The 17,999-nt window shown below is 60.5% G+C and carries 16 protein-coding genes and 1 riboswitch; of the genes, 8 read left to right on the top strand and 8 right to left on the bottom strand.

Annotated elements, in window-relative coordinates; all coding sequences use genetic code 11:
- Window positions 1-5: 5 nt before the first annotated feature.
- Window positions 6-1,778, top strand: coding sequence for a flavin monoamine oxidase family protein (locus HU743_RS07560; RefSeq protein ID WP_186647923.1), 1,773 nt, complete (start codon window positions 6-8; stop codon window positions 1,776-1,778).
- 355 nt (window positions 1,779-2,133) lie between these two features.
- Here the strand turns inward: HU743_RS07560 and HU743_RS07555 are convergent, their stop codons facing one another.
- The gene (locus tag HU743_RS07555; protein WP_238351706.1) at window positions 2,134-2,493 is read right to left on the bottom strand and encodes a hypothetical protein; all 360 of its coding nucleotides are present in this window, start codon (window positions 2,491-2,493) and stop codon (window positions 2,134-2,136) included.
- A 453-nt stretch (window positions 2,494-2,946) separates the two neighbouring features.
- On the opposite strand from HU743_RS07555, the gene HU743_RS07550 reads away from it, so the two are divergent.
- Both HU743_RS07550 and HU743_RS07545 read left to right on the top strand, forming a co-directional pair.
- A complete protein-coding gene (locus tag HU743_RS07550; RefSeq protein ID WP_186549350.1) occupies window positions 2,947-3,498 on the top strand; it encodes a cytochrome b in 552 nt (183 codons plus the stop codon).
- Window positions 3,499-3,529: 31 nt separating this feature from the next.
- Entirely contained in the window at window positions 3,530-4,108 is a 579-nt protein-coding gene (locus HU743_RS07545; protein WP_186623782.1) for a YceI family protein, read from the top strand.
- Window positions 4,109-4,375: 267 nt separating this feature from the next.
- Here HU743_RS07545 and HU743_RS07540 read toward each other — a convergent pair whose 3' ends face one another.
- The 4 genes from HU743_RS07540 to ahcY form a co-directional block, all read right to left on the bottom strand.
- Complete coding sequence (locus HU743_RS07540) at window positions 4,376-6,250, bottom strand: DEAD/DEAH box helicase (RefSeq protein ID WP_186549348.1); 1,875 nt, start codon at window positions 6,248-6,250, stop codon at window positions 4,376-4,378.
- A gap of 222 nt (window positions 6,251-6,472) precedes the next feature.
- Entirely contained in the window at window positions 6,473-7,285 is an 813-nt protein-coding gene (locus tag HU743_RS07535; RefSeq protein ID WP_186647918.1) for a transporter substrate-binding domain-containing protein, read from the bottom strand.
- 184 nt (window positions 7,286-7,469) lie between these two features.
- Complete coding sequence (metF, locus tag HU743_RS07530) at window positions 7,470-8,315, bottom strand: methylenetetrahydrofolate reductase [NAD(P)H] (RefSeq protein ID WP_186549344.1); 846 nt, start codon at window positions 8,313-8,315, stop codon at window positions 7,470-7,472.
- 185 nt (window positions 8,316-8,500) lie between these two features.
- The gene (gene ahcY / locus HU743_RS07525) at window positions 8,501-9,910 is read right to left on the bottom strand and encodes an adenosylhomocysteinase (protein WP_186647916.1); all 1,410 of its coding nucleotides are present in this window, start codon (window positions 9,908-9,910) and stop codon (window positions 8,501-8,503) included.
- Window positions 9,911-9,933: 23 nt separating this feature from the next.
- Window positions 9,934-10,032: riboswitch (S-adenosyl-L-homocysteine riboswitch) on the bottom strand.
- A gap of 191 nt (window positions 10,033-10,223) precedes the next feature.
- On the opposite strand from ahcY, the gene HU743_RS07520 reads away from it, so the two are divergent.
- Both HU743_RS07520 and HU743_RS07515 read left to right on the top strand, forming a co-directional pair.
- Complete coding sequence (locus HU743_RS07520; protein WP_016772772.1) at window positions 10,224-10,628, top strand: hotdog domain-containing protein; 405 nt, start codon at window positions 10,224-10,226, stop codon at window positions 10,626-10,628.
- Window positions 10,629-10,805: 177 nt separating this feature from the next.
- Window positions 10,806-11,693 carry a formate/nitrite transporter family protein gene (locus tag HU743_RS07515; protein ID WP_186647914.1) on the top strand — a complete coding sequence of 296 codons (888 nt, stop codon included), beginning with the start codon at window positions 10,806-10,808 and terminating at the stop codon, window positions 11,691-11,693.
- Here the strand turns inward: HU743_RS07515 and HU743_RS07510 are convergent, their stop codons facing one another.
- Entirely contained in the window at window positions 11,694-12,959 is a 1,266-nt protein-coding gene (locus HU743_RS07510; protein ID WP_186647912.1) for a sodium:proton antiporter, read from the bottom strand.
- A gap of 259 nt (window positions 12,960-13,218) precedes the next feature.
- Complete coding sequence (locus HU743_RS07505; RefSeq protein WP_186623774.1) at window positions 13,219-14,388, bottom strand: MFS transporter; 1,170 nt, start codon at window positions 14,386-14,388, stop codon at window positions 13,219-13,221.
- Window positions 14,389-14,712: 324 nt separating this feature from the next.
- On the opposite strand from HU743_RS07505, the gene HU743_RS07500 reads away from it, so the two are divergent.
- Complete coding sequence (locus HU743_RS07500) at window positions 14,713-15,546, top strand: EamA family transporter (protein WP_186647910.1); 834 nt, start codon at window positions 14,713-14,715, stop codon at window positions 15,544-15,546.
- 39 nt (window positions 15,547-15,585) lie between these two features.
- Window positions 15,586-15,969, top strand: coding sequence for an MAPEG family protein (locus tag HU743_RS07495; protein ID WP_186549330.1), 384 nt, complete (start codon window positions 15,586-15,588; stop codon window positions 15,967-15,969).
- Between the two features lie 92 nt (window positions 15,970-16,061).
- On the opposite strand, the gene HU743_RS07490 is transcribed toward HU743_RS07495, so the two are convergent.
- On the bottom strand, window positions 16,062-17,234 hold the full coding sequence (locus tag HU743_RS07490; protein WP_186647908.1) for a murein transglycosylase A: 1,173 nt from the start codon (window positions 17,232-17,234) through the stop codon (window positions 16,062-16,064).
- Between the two features lie 128 nt (window positions 17,235-17,362).
- Between HU743_RS07490 and HU743_RS07485 the strand changes: the two genes are divergently transcribed.
- Window positions 17,363-17,812, top strand: coding sequence for a cytochrome c (locus HU743_RS07485; RefSeq protein ID WP_186549326.1), 450 nt, complete (start codon window positions 17,363-17,365; stop codon window positions 17,810-17,812).
- Window positions 17,813-17,999: the final 187 nt, after the last annotated feature.

Genomic DNA, 17,999 nt, shown 5'->3' with positions numbered 1-17,999 from the left:
GCTGAATGTCTGTCGGTTGGCTGCGCGCCTGTGCGCTGGTGATGTTGGGGCTGTTCAGCGTTACGGCGCTGGCCAAGGATAAAACCGCAATCGTGATCGGCGGCGGCCTGTCGGGTCTGACGGCTGCTTATGAGCTGCAAAACAAGGGCTGGCAGGTCACGCTGCTGGAAGCCAAACCGAGCCTGGGCGGTCGTTCGGGCATGGCCACCAGTGAGTGGATCGGCAACGACAAGACCCAGCCGGTGCTGAACAAGTACGTCTCGACCTTCAAGCTCGGCACCACGCCGGCACCGGAATTCGTGCGTACGCCGAGTTATCTGATCGACGGTGATTATTTCACCGCCGCCGATCTGGCGACCAAGCAGCCAGCCACCGCCGATGCGCTCAAGCGCTACCAGAAAACCCTCGACGATCTGGCACGCTCGATCGACGATCCGCAGAACCCGGCAGCGACCGCCACCCTCCACGCGCTGGATCAGATCACCGTGTCGAGCTGGCTCGACAAGCAGAACCTGCCGGCCACCGCACGTCAGTTGATCAATCAGGACATCCGCACCCACTACGACGAGCCTTCGCGCCTGTCGCTGTTGTATTTCGCCCAGCAGAACCGCGTTTATCGTGGCGTCTCCGACCGTGACCTGCGCGCCTCGCGTCTGGTCGGTGGCAGTCAGGTGCTGGCCCAGGCCTTTGTCAAACAGATCAAGACCATCAAGACCAATTCGCCAGTGTCGGCAGTGACCCAGGACAAGGACGGCGTGACCGTCAAGGTCGGCAGCGTCGGTTACCAGGCTGATTACGTGGTGCTGGCGGTGCCGCTGCGTGCGCTGAACAAGATCCAGCTGACCCCGGCGCTGGATGCCCAGCATCTGGCTGCGATCAAAGGCACCAACTACGGCTGGCGCGACCAGATCATGCTGAAGTTCAAGACGCCAGTGTGGGAAAGCAAATCGCGCATGTCCGGCGAGATCTACAGCAATACCGGTCTGGGCATGCTCTGGATCGAGCCGGCGCTGAAGGGTGGCGCCAACGTAGTGATCAACCTGTCCGGCGACAACGCCCGCGTCATGCAGGCGTTCGGCGACAAGCAAATGGTTGATCAGGTGTTGATCCGTCTGCATGCTTTTTATCCACAGGCCCGTGGCTCGTTCACCGGTTATGAAATCCGTCGCTACAGCACCGACCCGTCGATGGGCGGCGCCTACCTGGCCTACGGCCCGGGGCAGATCAGCAAGTTCTGGCGCCTGTGGGAGCGTCCTCTGCAACGCGTAGCGTTCGCTGGCGAACACACCGACACCTTGTACCCGGGCACACTGGAAGGTGCGTTGCGCACCGGTCAGCGCGCGGCCAGCCAGGTTGAAGATTTGGCGGCAGGCAAATCGTTCGAACCGGTCAAAGTGGTTCCGGCTGCCGCAGCGGCAGGCGCGGCGGGTGCCGTGGCGGCGAAGAAGGGCAATTTCTTCACTAACCTGTTTGGCGGTTCCGATGACGACAAGAAGCCTGAGCCGGTGAAGGCGCCAGAGCCTGCTCCTGCTCCGGTCGCTCCAGCGCCAGCCCCGGCACCTGCGCCAGCCCCGGTGGAAGCGCCGAAGCCAGCGGCCCCGGTGAAAGCTGAGCCCGCGAAGAAGGCTGCGGCCAAGCCAGCCGCGAAGAAACCGGCAGCCAAGACCGAGGCGAAGAAGCCTGCGGCAAAAGCGCCGGCGAAGAAAACTGAACCGGCGAAGAAGCCAGCCGCCAAACCTGCGGCGCCAGCAACACCGGCCGAGACCAAGGCGCAGTAAGGCTTTGCTCCCATGAAAAACGCGACCCTCGGGTCGCGTTTTTTTAGGCCTGTATTTATGTCCTTCGCGATCCGCCCACGGGGCTTACCTGCGTAGCGGAGGCTTCCCACAAGACACTCGGAAAGGGGTGATAGCGGCTGCCTGAGCGCCCATTTTAAGCTGGGAGAAATTGGAGGCACTTGATGAAAACGCTCACGCTCATACTTTTGCTGATTACACTTTCCGGCTGTACCCATGGGCATTTCTTTCCGGGCGGGTATGGTTCTGAACTTGCGCACACCTGTCAGATAGATCCTTACAGCGCCGATTGCCTGCAACCGCCGGCGGTACTGCATAACTAGTCAGCGTCCGCCGGTTAGAACTCCCATTTGAAGAACTCGATGCCGTTCGGCAATTTTTTCAGCCACTTTTGCTTGGGCTTGCGGATTCGCCCGGGAATAAAACCAAAGCGCGCCCAGCGCAGATTTCCCGTGCGCTGGTCATAAATCACCAGGTTTCCATCGTCCTGAAGCGTCATGTAAGTGTTGTACCACAGCGATTTATCAAGGCTGTGCGTGCTTTCGGCAATCCACAGTCGCCGTCTGGAGGGGTCGAAAAGGAAACCGTTGTTGCTGATTACGAATTGCAGCGGCTCGCGCATTCTCTTCGGATGCAACGTTGCGCTGTAAGGCTGGTTGTTGTCCGCAATCCAGATGTCAGCCTCGCCCTCTTTCATGACCAGATTTCCATCGCTCTGCAACAGCAAGCGAAATCGAGCGTTGTCCGATTGCAGGTACTGGCCGGCCGACATTGTTTGATTGGGCGGCAATACGGAAGAACCGCTTGCCTGAAACGGGGTATATCGCAGAGACATATCTTGCACCTGTTAAAAGTGATGACGGGGGCATCATTCGAACAGGTCCAACCGTGGCAACAGCGGTACATAGTTATCGGTTGCGAATTTCCCCGTTAACGGTCTGCGTGTGCCTTCGCCAAGGTGCTCTTGAGTGATGACGCAGCACCGATCATTTGTCCAAGCGTTCCACAGCGAAATCGCCTTTAATCCTTCCTTAACACCCCGCTCGCAGACTCTTGATCGTATTTCTCGATATTTCAAAGCAAAATTTTCCGCTTTAATTCGATAGATAACTCGCTAGTCTTGGTTCGCAGTTCTCACAGGATTTGGGCAATGCAGCTACGTAACTCTTCTTCGCGCTATGGTTGGGTCAGCATCTTCATGCACTGGGGCGTGGCACTGGCGGTCTTCGGGCTGTTTGCACTGGGTCTGTGGATGGTCGGGCTGGATTACTACAGCACCTGGCGCAAAGACGCGCCGGACCTGCACAAAAGCATTGGTCTGGTGCTGCTCGCTGTGATGGTGTTGCGGGTGCTGTGGCGTTTCATCAGCCCACCGCCTTCTACGCTGCAAAGCTACAGCCGCATGACCCGTATCGGCGCGAAATTCGGCCACGGGTTTCTGTATCTGGCGCTGTTCGCTGTGATGATTGCCGGTTACCTGATTTCCACCGCAGACGGTGTCGGGATCCCGGTGTTTGGCCTGTTTGAAGTTCCTGCTCTGCTCTCCGGACTACCGGATCAGGCAGATACCGCTGGGGTGATTCATCTCTGGCTGGCGTGGGCACTGGTAATTTTTTCCGGTCTCCATGCGTTGGCAGCATTGAAGCACCACTTTATCGATCGTGATGCGACCCTCACTCGAATGCTCGGTCGCAAAGCCTGAAATTCAACCTCGACTCAAAGGAAAAGAAAGCATGTTGAAAAAGACTCTGGCCGCTCTGGCAATCGGTTCTGCCGTGCTGTCCGCCAACGTAATGGCCGCTGACTATGTCGTAGACAAAGAAGGCCAGCACGCCTTCGTCGACTTCAAGATCAGCCACCTGGGCTACAGCTACATCACCGGTACCTTCAAGGACATCGACGGCAAGTTCAGCTTCGACGCTGCCAAGCCTGAAGACAGCAAGATCGAGTTCAACGTCAACACCGCCAGCGTGTTCACCAACCACGCCGAGCGTGACAAGCACATCGCCAGCGCTGACTTCCTCAACGCCAGCAAATTCGGCAAGGCCACCTTCGTCTCCACCAGCGTCAAATCCACCGGTGCCAACACCGCTGACGTGACCGGCGACCTGACCCTGCTGGGCGTGACCAAGCCTGTCGTTGTCAAAGCGACTTTCCTGGGCGAAGGCAAAGATCCATGGGGCGGCTACCGTGCCGGCTTCGAAGGCACCACCACTATCAAGCGTTCCGATTTCGGCAAGCAGAAAGACCTCGGTCCGAAGTCCGATGTTGTCGAGTTGTACGTTTCGTTTGAAGGTGTGAAAGCGAAGTAAATTTCGGCGCCACATAAAAGCGCCCCCGATCGCAAGGCCGGGGGCGTTTTTTATTGCCTGCCACACCACGGACCCCCTTGTAGAAGATATCTTGTGGGAGCGAGCCTGCTCGCGAAAGCGGTGTGTCATTCGGCAGAGATTGAGCTGATCCGACGCCTTCGCGAGCAGGCTCGCTCCCACAGGGGTATTGCGGTGTGGCAGAAATATTCGAGGTAAAAAAATGCCCCGGCTCTTGCGAACCGGGGCATTTTTCATTGCGGCGTTAACTCAGCGATTGCGGGTCAGCAGTGCTGGTTTCTCGCCACGCGGACGGCTTGGCAGTTGATCGAGCTGCTCAGGCGTCGGGAAGCGGTCGGCTTTCGATTCCTTGTGCATGATCTTCGGGCCATTGCTGCGCGGGTTCTGCACGGCCGGCTGCTCGGTGCGTGGCTGATCGTCACGGGCCGGACGGCGGTTGCGCGGGGCGGAATCGTCGCGACGTCCTGACTGACCATCGCGCGGAGCGCCGTTGCGCGGGCCGCTGCGTTTGGCGGGCGGGGTGCCGGTGCTCGAACCGTTGCTGTTGCGCGGACCGTTCTGCCGACCTTGTGGCTGACCGCCACGAGGTGCACCAGCGCCAGCGCCTTGCGCCGGTGCGCCCGGACGACGGCCACGGCCGCCGGCAGGAGCGGCTTTCGGCACGTAGTCAACGCGGTTACCGAAGTTATCCACATCGTCGTCAAGGAACTCGTCCGGGGCACGGTCAGCCGCTGCACGCGGTGGCTGGCTCGGACGCTGTTCGCGGCTCGGCGTGCCTTCGCGTGGTTTCTGCGCGCGGGCAGGGCGTTCGCCACGGTCGCCGGCCGGTTTTTCCTTGCCTTTGTCCTTGCCCTTGTCTTTACGACCGCCGCCACCGCCGCCGCCATTCGGGCCGTCGCCGCGCGGGCCACGGGAATTGCGTGGGTTGCGGACATCCGGACGCTCACGGACTTCCGGCTTCTCGGCTTCGATGGTGCTCGAGTCGAAGCCCATCAGATCGCCGTCGGCAATCTTCTGTTTGGTCATGCGTTCGATGCTTTTCAGCAGCTTTTCTTCGTCCGGTGCGACCAGCGAGATCGCCTCGCCCGAACGACCGGCACGGCCGGTACGGCCAATGCGGTGCACGTAGTCTTCGTCGACGTTCGGCAGCTCGAAGTTGACCACATGCGGTAACTGATCGATGTCCAGACCACGGGCGGCGATGTCGGTGGCGACCAGAATGCGCACTTCGCCGGCCTTGAAGTCGGCCAGGGCTTTGGTGCGGGCGTTCTGGCTCTTGTTACCGTGAATCGCCACAGCCGGCAGGCCGTGTTTGTCCAGGTACTCGGCCAGACGGTTGGCGCCGTGCTTGGTGCGGGTGAACACCAGCACCTGTTCCCACGCGCCGGCGGTGATCAGGTGCGCCAGCAGTGCTCGTTTGTGGCTGGCCGGCAGACGGAACACGCGTTGTTCGATGCGCTCGACCGTGGTGTTCGGCGGCGTCACTTCGATGCGTTCCGGGTTGTGCAGCAGCTTGCCGGCAAGGTCGGTGATGTCTTTGGAGAACGTCGCCGAGAACAGCAGGTTCTGACGCTTGGACGGCAGGCGTGCGAGGACTTTCTTCACGTCGTGCACGAAACCCATGTCGAGCATGCGGTCGGCTTCGTCGAGGACGAGGATTTCCACGTGGGACAGATCAACGCTGCCCTGGCCGCACAGGTCGAGCAGACGACCCGGGCAGGCGACGAGCACGTCGACGCCGCGGGACATGGCCTGGACCTGTGGGTTCATGCCGACGCCGCCGAAGATGCAGGCGCTGACGAATTTCAGGTCACGGGCGTAGATCTTGAAGCTCTCGTGCACCTGAGCCGCGAGTTCGCGGGTCGGGGTCAGGACCAGTACGCGCGGTTGGCGCGGGCCGTGACGCTGGGATTTGTCCGGGTGACCGTTGGGGAACAACCGCTCCAGAATCGGGAGGGCGAAACCGCCGGTTTTACCGGTACCTGTCTGAGCCGCGACCATCAGGTCGCGACCTTGCAACACGGCGGGAATGGCCCGCTGTTGCACCGGAGTAGGCTCGGTATAGCCCGCATCTTCGATGGCGCGGACTAAAGCCTCGGAGAGACCGAGGGAAGCAAAGGACATGAGTAATCCTGTTTTAGTTAGGGCTTGGCCCAATGGGAGTCTTGCCTGGCGCGAATCACGTTTAAGAGGACGCAATCCCGTCCGGTCCTGCTGCGGTTCCGAAGGCACGTCAGGAGCGCTCGCGCGGGCTGCAAAGCTGCGCTGTAGCGGGTCGTGAGGCCTTTTACGGTTCCGGGCGTCCGGGCGTGAGCCTGGCGGGAACGCCGGAGTATAACAGAGCAATCACCGCGCGCCGCTTTCCTGCTGCTCAACGGTTTTGCCGTTGGCCGTGGCAGAGCGTATCGGCGCACTGCCGGCAGGTGCGGCTCCGTAGCGTGCGCTCAGTTCGGCGTAGGCAGGTTCACGCTTGAAACGCTTGAGTTCGGCGCCGAAACGCTGCACCAGCAAGTCCATGCCCGCATTGCGCCGAACCGCCAGAAATTGGCTCTGACGGCTGATGACGGTGGGGTTTTCGCTGATTTGCGCGCGCAAACCCAACTGGTCGAGCAAATGCTGACCGACGCGACGGTCAGTGATCAACAGATCGATGCGGCCACGCACCAGCTTGCCGAAGTTGGCTTCATGGGTCGGCGCAGGTTCACGAGTAAACAGGTCCGACTGGCTGAAATCGGGACTGTACAGATAGCCCGGCGAGGTGCCGATGGTCAGGCCTTTGAGTTGTTCGAGCGCGTTGAACGGGTGTGGGCGCTCATTGGCGTAGAACATCACGAACTCGACGTCCGACAGCGGCTCGCTGGGGTAGAGCAGGGTGGCGTCGCGCTCATCGCTGTGAAAGATGTCCAGCGCACCGTCGGCCTGACCGGATTCAAGCATCGACAGGCAACGTTTCCACGGCAGGAACTGCCATTCGACATCTATGCCCAGGCGCTTGAACACGATGGCCGTGGTTTCGTAATCCAGACCGAGACTGCGGCCATCCTCTTCGTACACGTAAGGCGCCCACGGCTCGGTGACAATACGCAGCTTCTCGCCTCGAGCGGCGAAGCTCAGGCAAGCAAAAACCAGCACGGCGAATATTTGCGTGATCAAAGGCATGGCTGGAGATTACGACGAGAACCCGCAAAGAGCCAGAAAGCGCCTGCAGAAGCTCTGTTTCGCGGCTCCAAACGCAAAAAATCACAGCTACGACAACTCCTGCAGGAGCCGCCGAAGGCTGCGATTTCTGGACCTTGCTTGTAGCTTGTAGCTTGTAGCTTGTAGCTTGTAGCTTACAGCTGCTTCAACGCGGCAACTTCAGGTTATTCCAGATCGCCAGGCTAGGTTCGGCCTGGTTCATGGAATAAAAATGCAGCCCCGGTGCGCCGCCCTGCAACAGGCGTTCGCACATCTCGGTGACGACTTGCTCGCCAAAGCGCTGAATGCTGAGCGCGTCATCACCATAGGCTTCCAGTTGCTTGCGGATCCAGCGCGGAATTTCCGCCCCGCAGGCATCGGAGAAGCGCGCGAGTTTGCTGTAGTTGGTGATCGGCATGATCCCCGGCACTACTGGAATGTCCACGCCCAGCGCCTGCAAACGGTCGACGAAGTAGAAATAGCTGTCGGCGTTGAAGAAGTACTGGGTGATCGCGCTGTCGGCGCCGGCGCGAGCCTTGCGCACGAAGTTGGCGAGATCGTCTTCGTAGTTGCGCGCTTGCGGATGCATCTCCGGGTAGGCGGCGACTTCGATGTGGAAGTGATCGGCGGTTTCTTCACGAATGAATTCCACCAGCTCATTGGCGTGACGCAGCTCACCGCTGGTCATGCCCATGCCGGACGGCAGGTCGCCGCGCAGGGCGACGATGCGCTTGATGCCGGCCGCCTTGTACTCGTTCAGCAGGCCGCGCAGGTCGTCCTTGCTGTCGCCGACGCACGACAGGTGCGGTGCGGCCGGTACTTTGACTTCGCTTTCCAGTTGCAGCACGGTGTTGAGGGTGCGATCACGGGTCGAACCACCAGCGCCATAGGTGCAGGAAAAGAAATCGGGGTTGTAAGTGGCCAGCTGACGGGCAGTGGCAAGCAGTTTTTCATGCCCAGCATCGGTCTTGGTCGGAAAGAACTCGAAGCTGTAGCGACGGTCTTGGGACATCGGAGGGGACCTCCAGCTGCAAGCTGCAAGCTTCAAGCTGCAAGAGAGCGGCGCGCCGGAATCTTGTGCTTGGGCTTGCAGCCAGCGGCTGCGTAATAACGATGAAGAAGCCAGCGACAGCTACAAGCCTCAAGTAAACCAACCGCTTTTACTTGCCGCTTGCAGCTTGAAGCTCGCAGCTGCTCTTAATAGCGGTAAGCGTGCGGCTTGAACGGGCCTTCGACGGTGACGCCGATGTAGTCAGCCTGTTGCTTGGTCAGTTGGGTGACCACGCCGCCGAAGCCGCGGACCATTTCCAGGGCCACTTCTTCGTCGAGTTTCTTCGGCAGTACTTCAACGGTCAGGCGCTCGGCTTTCTGCGCTGGCGACAGGTCGGCGTATTTCTGACCGAACAGGAAGATCTGCGCCAGTACCTGGTTGGCGAACGAACCGTCCATGATGCGGCTCGGGTGTCCGGTGGCGTTGCCCAGGTTCACCAGACGGCCTTCGGCCAGCAGGATCAGGTAGTCGTCGTTCTGTGGGTCGAAGCTGCCGGCACCGGTGCGGTGAACCTTGTGCACCTGTGGCTTCACTTCTTCCCATGCCCAGTTCTTGCGCATGAAAGCGGTGTCGATTTCGTTGTCGAAGTGACCGATGTTGCAGACCACGGCGCGCTTCTTCAGGGCTTTGAGCATGTTCGCGTCGCAAACATTGACGTTACCGGTGGTGGTCACGATCAGGTCGATCTTGCCCAGCAGCGCTTTGTCGATGCTCGCTTCGGAACCGTCGTTGATACCGTCGATGAACGGCGAAACCAGTTCGAAACCGTCCATGCAGGCCTGCATGGCGCAGATCGGGTCGACTTCGGAGACTTTAACGATCATGCCTTCCTGACGCAGGGACTGCGCCGAACCCTTGCCCACGTCACCGTAACCGATGACCAGCGCTTGCTTGCCGGACAGCAGGTGGTCGGTACCGCGCTTGATCGCATCGTTCAGGCTGTGACGGCAGCCGTACTTGTTGTCGTTCTTGGACTTGGTCACCGAGTCGTTGACGTTGATGGCCGGGATTTTCAGCTCGCCCTTGGCCAGCATGTCCAGCAGGCGGTGCACGCCGGTGGTGGTTTCTTCGGTCACGCCGTGAACGCGGTCCAGCACCTGCGGGTATTTCTTGTGCAGCAGCTCGGTCAGGTCGCCGCCGTCGTCGAGGATCATGTTGGCGTCCCATGGCTGGCCATCCTTGAGGATGGTCTGCTCCAGGCACCACTCGTACTCTTCTTCAGTCTCGCCTTTCCAGGCGAATACCGGGATGCCGGCAGCAGCGATAGCGGCAGCGGCCTGATCCTGAGTGGAGAAAATGTTGCACGACGACCAGCGTACTTCGGCACCCAGGGCAACCAGGGTTTCGATCAGCACGGCGGTTTGAATGGTCATGTGGATGCAGCCGAGGATTTTCGCGCCTTTGAGCGGCTGCTCGGAAGCGTACTTGCGACGCAGACCCATCAGGGCAGGCATTTCCGATTCGGCGATGATGGTTTCGCGACGGCCCCAGGCAGCGAGGGACATGTCGGCAACTTTGTAATCGGTAAAATCGGCAGGCGTGTTGAAAGCGCTCATGAAGAGCCTCCATTCGTAATGTATGCGAATGGGCGCCGTTGTGCGTTTAGTGTCCGGCGTGAGCCAGTCAACGCCCCATCCGAGCCTGACAGGTCGAACCTGCTGCAGCGCCCCTCGGACAGGTGGCGGGAAAACGGCGGTAGCCGTTCTGAATCGGTGGCGATTATAGCTGTCTTCGCCCGGCTAGTGGCAAGCGGCAAGCTACAAGCGGCAAGTTACAGCCAATCCGCTTTTACTTGCAGCTTGTAGCTGAAAACTTGAAGCTGGGGCCAATACCCCTAACGCCCAAACGCCTCAACCTTGGAGCCCCCCCATGAATTTCCACACCCGCAAATGGGTAAAACCCGAAGACCTCAATCCCAACGGCACCTTGTTTGGCGGTAGCCTGCTGCGCTGGATCGACGAAGAAGCGGCGATCTACGCCATCGTCCAGTTGGGCAATCAGCGCGTGGTGACCAAATACATCTCGGAAATCAACTTCGTCAGCGCCTCGCGCCAGGGCGACATCATCGAACTGGGCATCACCGCCACCGAGTTCGGCCGCACCTCGATCACCCTGACCTGCGAAGTGCGCAACAAGATCACCCGCAAGAGCATCCTCACGGTCGAGAAGATGGTGTTCGTCAACCTGGGTGAGGACGGCCTGCCGGCGCCGCACGGGCGCACCGAGATCAAATATGTGAAAGACCAGTTCAAGGATGACGAAGCGGTTCAATAAGATCGGCGGCGCATTCTTCGCGAGCAGGCTCGCTCCCACAGGGATCACACGGTACCTGTGGGAGCGAGCCTGCTCGCGAAAGCTGTTTTAAACGCATGAAGATTTGCCCGCTGCCTACAGAACGTATTCCCAGGCGCAACGGTCGTAGCTAAATCGCCCCCCACGGTTTCCTACGCCATGACCACCCCCACTGACGGCAAGACCCCAGACCTGTCGACCCAGGAAAAGAAAGAAATCGAGAAAAACCAGCCGCCACGCGCGGCGGTTCTGCATGAAATCATTCGTGCCCAGGGCGATCAGGAACTGGAGCGCAGCATTGCTGCGCTGTGGTGGTCGGCGCTCGCGGCCGGCCTGACCATGGGCCTGTCGCTGATGGGGATGGGCCTGCTCAACTCGCGCCTGCCCGACGGTGACGAATTCAAGGTGATCGCCAGTTTCGGCTACTGCGCAGGCTTTCTTGCGGTGATTCTCGCTCGCCAGCAATTGTTCACCGAAAACACCCTGACCGCCGTGCTGCCGGTCATGACCAAGCCGACCCTGCTCAATTTCGCACGGCTGATTCGCCTCTGGACGGTGGTGTTGGTCGGCAACCTGTGCGGCACGATTCTGGTGGCTTACGTGATGCTTGAGTTGCCGATCTTCGACAGCAAGACCGACCACGCTTTCCTGGAAATCGGCCGCAAGGTGATGGAGCACAGCGCCGGGCAGATGTTCGCCAAGGGCATCGTCTCCGGCTGGATGATCGCCACCATGGTCTGGATGATTCCGTCCATGGAGAGCGCGAAGATGTGGATCATCATCCTCATCACCTATTTCATGGCGCTCGGCGACTTCACCCATATCGTGGTCGGCTCGGCAGAAGTGTCGTACCTGGTCTTTGCCGGTGAACTGCCCTGGAGTGATTTCTGGGCGGTGTTTGCCCTGCCGACCCTGGCGGGCAACATTATCGGCGGCAGCTTCATCTTTGGCCTGATCAGCCATGCGCAGATTCGCAGCGAGAGCGGGGCGCCGAAGAAGTCTGCGGATCAGGCTGTAGAGCCCGATCCGCAGTCGATCAAGAAATGATCAATGGTGCGCTGGCTCAGGCGCTGTGGCGGGCTCGTTGCGCGTCGCGTGCTTGACCAGTTTGCCGATGCTCAGGCCTTGCAACAGGATCGACGACAACACCACGATATAGGTGATGCTCAGCAGCAGATCGCGCTCCGGGCCCAGCGGCAGGGCGAGCGCCAATGCCACCGAGACGCCGCCACGCAAACCGCCCCAGGTCAGGATGCGGATAGTGCCGGCCGGCACTGAGCGCCAGCGCCGCAGCAAGAGGATTGCCGGCGCTACGGTGAGCAGGCGCGACAGCAGAATCGCCACCGCGAGCAAACCTGCCGCGGCCATGTGCAGCCAGTTGAACGGCAGCAGCAACAACTCCATGCCGATCAGCGCAAACAGCAAGGCGTTGAGCATGTCATCGAGCAACTCCCAGAAACCGTCGAGGTAGCGACGGGTCATGTCGTTCATCGCCAGATTGCGCCCCAGGTTGCCGATGATCAGACCGGCAACCACCATCGCGATTGGCGCCGAGACGTGCAGCTCTGTGGACATGGCCGAGCCACCGATCACCAGGGCCAGGGTCAACATGACGGTGATCTGGTGTTGCTCGACGCTTTTGATCATCCGATAGACCAGATAGCCGATCAGCCCGCCGAACAGCACACCGCCAATCGCTTCGTGCACAAACAGCATGGCCGTGGCGCTGACGGTCGGCGTTTCGCCCAGTTGCGCGATGCCCAGCAGCACGGTGAACACCACGACCGCAGTGCCATCGTTGAACAGCGACTCGCCGACGATGGTGGTCTTCAGCGGCTTTGACGCGTTGGCGGTACGCAACACGCCGAGTACCGCAATCGGATCAGTCGGCGAAATCAGCGCGCCGAACAGCAGGCAGTAGAGGAAGCTCACGTGCCAGCCGAACAGAGCAAAGATGTAGAAGGCCAGGCTGCCGATCACCACGGTTGCGATCAGTACGCCGAACGTGGCCAGCAGGCCGATGGGCCAGCGGTAGCTGCGCAGGTCGTTCAGGTTGACGTGCAGGGCGCCGGCGAACAGCAGGAACGACAGCATCCAGTTCATCAGCAGATCGCCGAAGTCGATCTGGCCGATCAGTTGTTGCACGCGGTCTTCCAGGCCGGGAAAGCCGAGCACGCTGAGGCCTTGCAGCATCAGCGAGAACAGCAGCGCGGTGACCATCACGCCGATGGTCGGCGGCAGGCCGATGAAGCGGAAGTTGACGAAGGTCAACAGGGTAGTGAGGCAGATGAAAGCGGCGACAAGTTCAAGCATCCGGGGTCCTTTGGATGGAGGGTGAATGGAGCGCGACCGGAGTCTGGTCGCAGGGGTTGGATGGGCTGGTGCAGGTCGAGGACACACGATATCCCCTGTGGCGAGGGAGCTTGCTCCCGCTGGGCCGCGAAGCGGCCCCAAAAACTCTTTAACCGCGGCGGGTCAGGCGTACCGAGGAGGCGAGGGTTGCGACGACTGCGTCGTCGGGCGGGAGCAAGCTCCCTCGCCACAGGGTGAGTGCCTGGCAACAGTGCTGAGGTCAGTCGGACACATTGACCGCAGTCGCTCGCCGACGTTGCAGGTAAATGAACAGCAGTGCCGTCAGCACAGTCAGCACGCCGACCAGTGCCCCGGTCCACGGCAGGTCTGCCAGATCCGCGCCGCTGGCCACGACCAGGCCGCCAATCCATGCGCCCGCCGCGTTGCCGAGGTTGAACGCGCTCTGGTTCAGCGTCGAACCCAGATTCGGCGCTTCATGGGCCTGATCGATGATCAGTAGCTGCAGAATCGGGCACAGCGCAAACGCGAAAATCCCCCACAGCACCAAGGTGATTGCGGCCGGAACTACCGCGCGGCTGGTCTGACTGAAGGCCGCGAGAATCACCACCACCGCCAAGGCCACCCCGACCAGCGACGGCAACAAACGGCTATCGGCCAAACGCCCGCCGAGCATGCTGCCAGCGGTCAGGCCAACGCCGAACAACAGCAGCATCACGGTCACGCCGTGGGGGCTGACGCCGGTGATGTCCTGCAGGATCGGCGCGATGTAGGTGAACACGCTGAACAGGCTGGTCGAGGCCAGCACGCTCATGCCCAGCGCCAGCAGCACGTTGGCTTTGCCCAGTACCTTGAACTCGCTGGCGAGGTTGGCCTTGTCCATGGCGATGTGCTTCGGCAGCCACAGCCATTGTGCGAGCGCGGCGATGATGCCGATCACCGACACTGCCCAAAAGGTTGAGCGCCAACCGGCGTATTGGCCCAGTGCAGTGCCCAGCGGCACGCCGAGCACATTCGCCAGGGTCAGGCCGGTGAACATCATGGCAATCGCCTGGGCGCGTTTGTTCGGCGCGACCAGTCCGGCGGCAACCACCGAGCCTATGCCGAAAAACGCGCCATGACACAACGCGGTGACCACGCGCGCGGCCATCAACGTGGCGTAGTTCGGCGCCAGCGCACAGAGCACGTTGCCGAGGATGAACATCAGCGTCATGCCCAGCAGCGTTGCCTTGCGCGGCATGTTGGCCGTGCCGATCGCCAGAATGGGCGCACCGAACACCACGCCCAAGGCGTAACCGGTGATCAGCAGGCCGGCGTGCGGAATACTCACCGCGAGGTCGCGGGCGACATCGGGCAGCAGGCCCATGATGACGAATTCAGTGGTGCCGATACCGAACGCGGCAACAGCAAGGGCAAGCAAGGCGAGTGGCATGCGCAAGGTCTCTGTCGGTAGTCTTGACGCTTTGATCAGGCATACGCGTGCCAGCGACCGTTCGTGGAGGAGCGGGAGCAGGCAGCTTTTATTGGATTTTTTCGGTGTGTAGCTGAGTGCGGCGTGGTTGCTTGCAGTATAAACAGCTGCTGACACATCGCGAATCAATAATCTGACTAATCGTTTTTTCGGATTTTTCTGGATGTCCACTGTGGGAGCTGCCGAAGGCTGCGATCTTTTGCTTTTGATTTTTTACAGGCAAGGTCAAAAGATCGCAGCCTTCGGCAGCTCCTACGGGGGTTAATAAAAATAAAGGGGTCAATTGTGCTGGCGACAGCTCTGGTGTTGGTGGCGGCGCTGCTGCATGCGGCGTGGAATACCCTGATCAAGTTCAGCGCCGAACGGTTGCTGGTGGTGGCGTGCATGGACACCGTGGCGCTGCTGTGTGTCGCCCTCGCGCTGCCCTTTGTGAATCTGCCGCCCGTTGAGATCTGGCCTTGGATTCTCGCTTCAGCGGCGTTCGAGCTGCTGTATCGTTATCTGTTGATACAGGCTTATCGCGTGGGCGATCTCGGCCTCGTCTATCCACTGATGCGCGGGCTGTCGCCTTTGGTGGTGCTGGCGTTGACCCTGATCTTCGCCGGTGAGGTGCTGACCACCCAGCAGATCTTCGGAATCATGCTGATCCCGTTCGGTATGGTCTGTCTGCTGTGGCAGGGTGGCGGCGGCGGGCGCTTGCCGTGGTCGATGCTGCCGGTGGTGGCGCTGATCGGTTTGTGCATCGGCTGTTACACCTACATTGATGGGCAGGCGCTGCGGCGCTGGTCGCACCCGCTCGATTATCTGGTCTGGGTCACGCTGCTCAGCGCCTGGCCGTTTCCGCTGCTGGCGTGGGTGGCACGGCGCCCGGCGTTCCTGCAGTTCTGGCGCGAGCAATGGAAGCTTGGTCTGGCGGTCGGGTTTTGCGTGTTGTTCAGCTACGCTCTGGTGCTGTGGGCGATGCAGTTGGGGTCGATCGCCGAAGCAGCAGCGTTGCGCGAAATCAGTGTGATTCTGGTGGTGCTGTTCGGAATGCGCTACCTCAAAGAACCTTTTGGCCGACCGCGGCTCTTAGCCTGTGGGCTGGTGCTGATCGGCATGCTGGTGATGAAGTTCTGACCACTCGCGAATTTTATAACTCGAAAAAAGGACGGCGTTATGACGGTGGCTCTATGGTGTGTGTTGATCGCAATTTTTCTGCCCTATGTCTGCACAGGCATTGCCAAGGCCGTGGGTGGCTACCGGTTAAGTGACAATCATGACCCGCGGGACTTTATGGAGAGCCTCAACGGTCTGGCGCGGCGGGCACATGCGGCGCAATTGAACAGTTTTGAAGTGATTCCGGCGTTTGCCGTGGCGGTGATCGTTGCGCATCTGGTGGGGACGGCACAGTTGGTGACGGTGAATGTGCTGGCGGTGCTGTTTATCACCAGTCGCCTGCTGTACGTCATCTGCTACCTGGCGGACTGGGCGATTCTGCGGTCGCTGGTATGGTTTGTGGGGATGGGGTTGATTGCTTCGTTCTTTTTTGTGTCCATGTAAAGCAAGATCAAAAGATCGCAGCCTTCGGCAACTCCTACATAGGGTGTGTGTTCAACTCTGTAGGAGCTGCCGAAGGCTGCGATCTTTTGCTTTCAAGGTTTGTCGGCCACCTGTGGCACTTGCGGCAGCGCCGCGCCTTTAGGCCAGAGCATCCAGATCTGGCCTTGTTGTTTCATATCCCCGGCCAGTTGCCCGGCCGCATCACCGGTGCCCCAGAACAGATCCGCACGGACTTCGCCGGCAATCGCGCCGCCAGTGTCCTGTGCCGCGACCGGACGCACCAGCGGCGTGCCGTCGGGACGCGTGGTCGACAGCCACAACAGGCTGCCCAACGGAATCACTTTGCGATCCACCGCCGCGCTGTAGCCTGCGGTCAACGGCACGTTCAGCGAGCCGCGCGGCCCTTCGTTGCTGTCCGGGTTGCGGGTGAAGAACACATAGCTCGGGTTGCTGCCCAGCAGTTCCGGAATACGCGAAGGGTTGGCCTTGGCCCAATTGCTGATGGCGCTCATGGTCACGTCTTCTTTCTTCAGCTCGCCTTGCTCGACCAGCCAGCGGCCGATCGGCCGGTACGGGTGGCCGTTCTGGTCGGCGTAGGCGATGCGCAGCTGTTTGCCATCCTCTGTCTGGATCCGGCCGGAACCCTGGATTTGCAAAAATTGCAGATTCATCGGGTCGGTCAGGTAAGCCACCACCGGCGCGTTCACGCCTTTGGATTCGATGGTCGCCGCATCGTCGTAAGGCTTGAGTACGCGTCCTTCGAGGCGTCCGCGCAGGCGCTTGCCCTTCAGCTCCGGGTAAATGCTGTCCAGCGAGACGATAATCATGTCTTCGGGCACGCCGTACACCGGCACGTTCGCCGTTTCGGTTGGCGTCAGGCTGCCGGGGTAGACCGGTTCGTAGTAGCCGGTGATCAGGCCATTGGGGTTGTCGTGCTCGGCACGCAGGCCGTAGACATCAAGGTTTTGCTTGAGGAATGCGCGAATTTCTTCGGCATCCTGCGGCACGTTGACCGCTGCGGCGCAGGTCGGCCCCCAGACCGCATCGGCTTTGAGGCGCGTGCATGCGCTGCGCCATGAGCCGAAACCGGCAACCAGGTCGTTGTCGGATACCGTCGGCAGGGCTTCCCATGTTGCACTGGAATAGGTGGCCAGCGCATGGGTTGTCGGCTTGGCGCTGTCGCCGCCGGTGCAGCCGGCGAGAACCGCCAGCAGGGGAAGGGTGGCGATCAGCGGATGACGCCAGGCCTTGAGACGGCTGTTCATGGAGTGATTCCTGTGCCGGTTACCCGAGTGCTCCCTGCGCTCCGGCAACCCGTATTTTTAATAGGGCTATTGGTGTTTGGCGGTGACGCGAGGATACTGGCCGCCGATTTCCGTGACCTGAAGCCACCATGACGCTTAAAAGAATTGCTGTTGTATTGCTGGCCTGCCTGAGCTTGTCCGCCTGTGGCGGTGTCGATCCGAACTCCCCGCTGGGCCAGCGCAAGGCCATTTTCAAACAGATGCTCAAGACCAGCGAAGAGCTGGGTGGCATGTTGCGCGGACGCATTCCGTTCGACGGGCCGAAATTTGCTGAAGGCGCGGTCAAGCTTGATGCCTTGTCCCATGAACCGTGGAAGCATTTCCCGCAGGTGCGTGAGGAAGACCACACCAGTGCCACCGACGATGTCTGGCGCAAGCAGGCACAGTTTCAGAAAATGGCCCGCGCTCTTGAAGCGGCCACTGGCGAATTGGTGCTCGCCAGCCAGGTTCAACCGTACAAGGCCAGCAATCTCGGGCCGGCGGTGCAGAAAGTTGAAGATGCCTGCAGTGCTTGCCATAAACAGTTTCGCGATCACTAATCTGAGGGCTGGTGAGTAACAATGTGGCGAGGGAGCTTGCTCCCGCTGGGTTGCGAAGCAGCCCTGAACCATTCGACCGAGTTTTCGGTCGAGACGGGGTTACGACGGCTGCGCCGCCGAGCGGGAGCAAGCTCCCTCGCCACAGGGGCGCCGCCGAGCGGGAGCAAGCTCCCTCGCCACAGGGGCG

The sequence above is a fragment of the Pseudomonas sp. SWRI99 genome (assembly GCF_014270125.1).
Lineage (GTDB): Bacteria > Pseudomonadota > Gammaproteobacteria > Pseudomonadales > Pseudomonadaceae > Aquipseudomonas > Aquipseudomonas hamedanensis.
The sequence above is the reverse complement of the archived record's forward strand: the minus strand, read 5'-3'. Positions and strand labels throughout refer to the sequence as shown.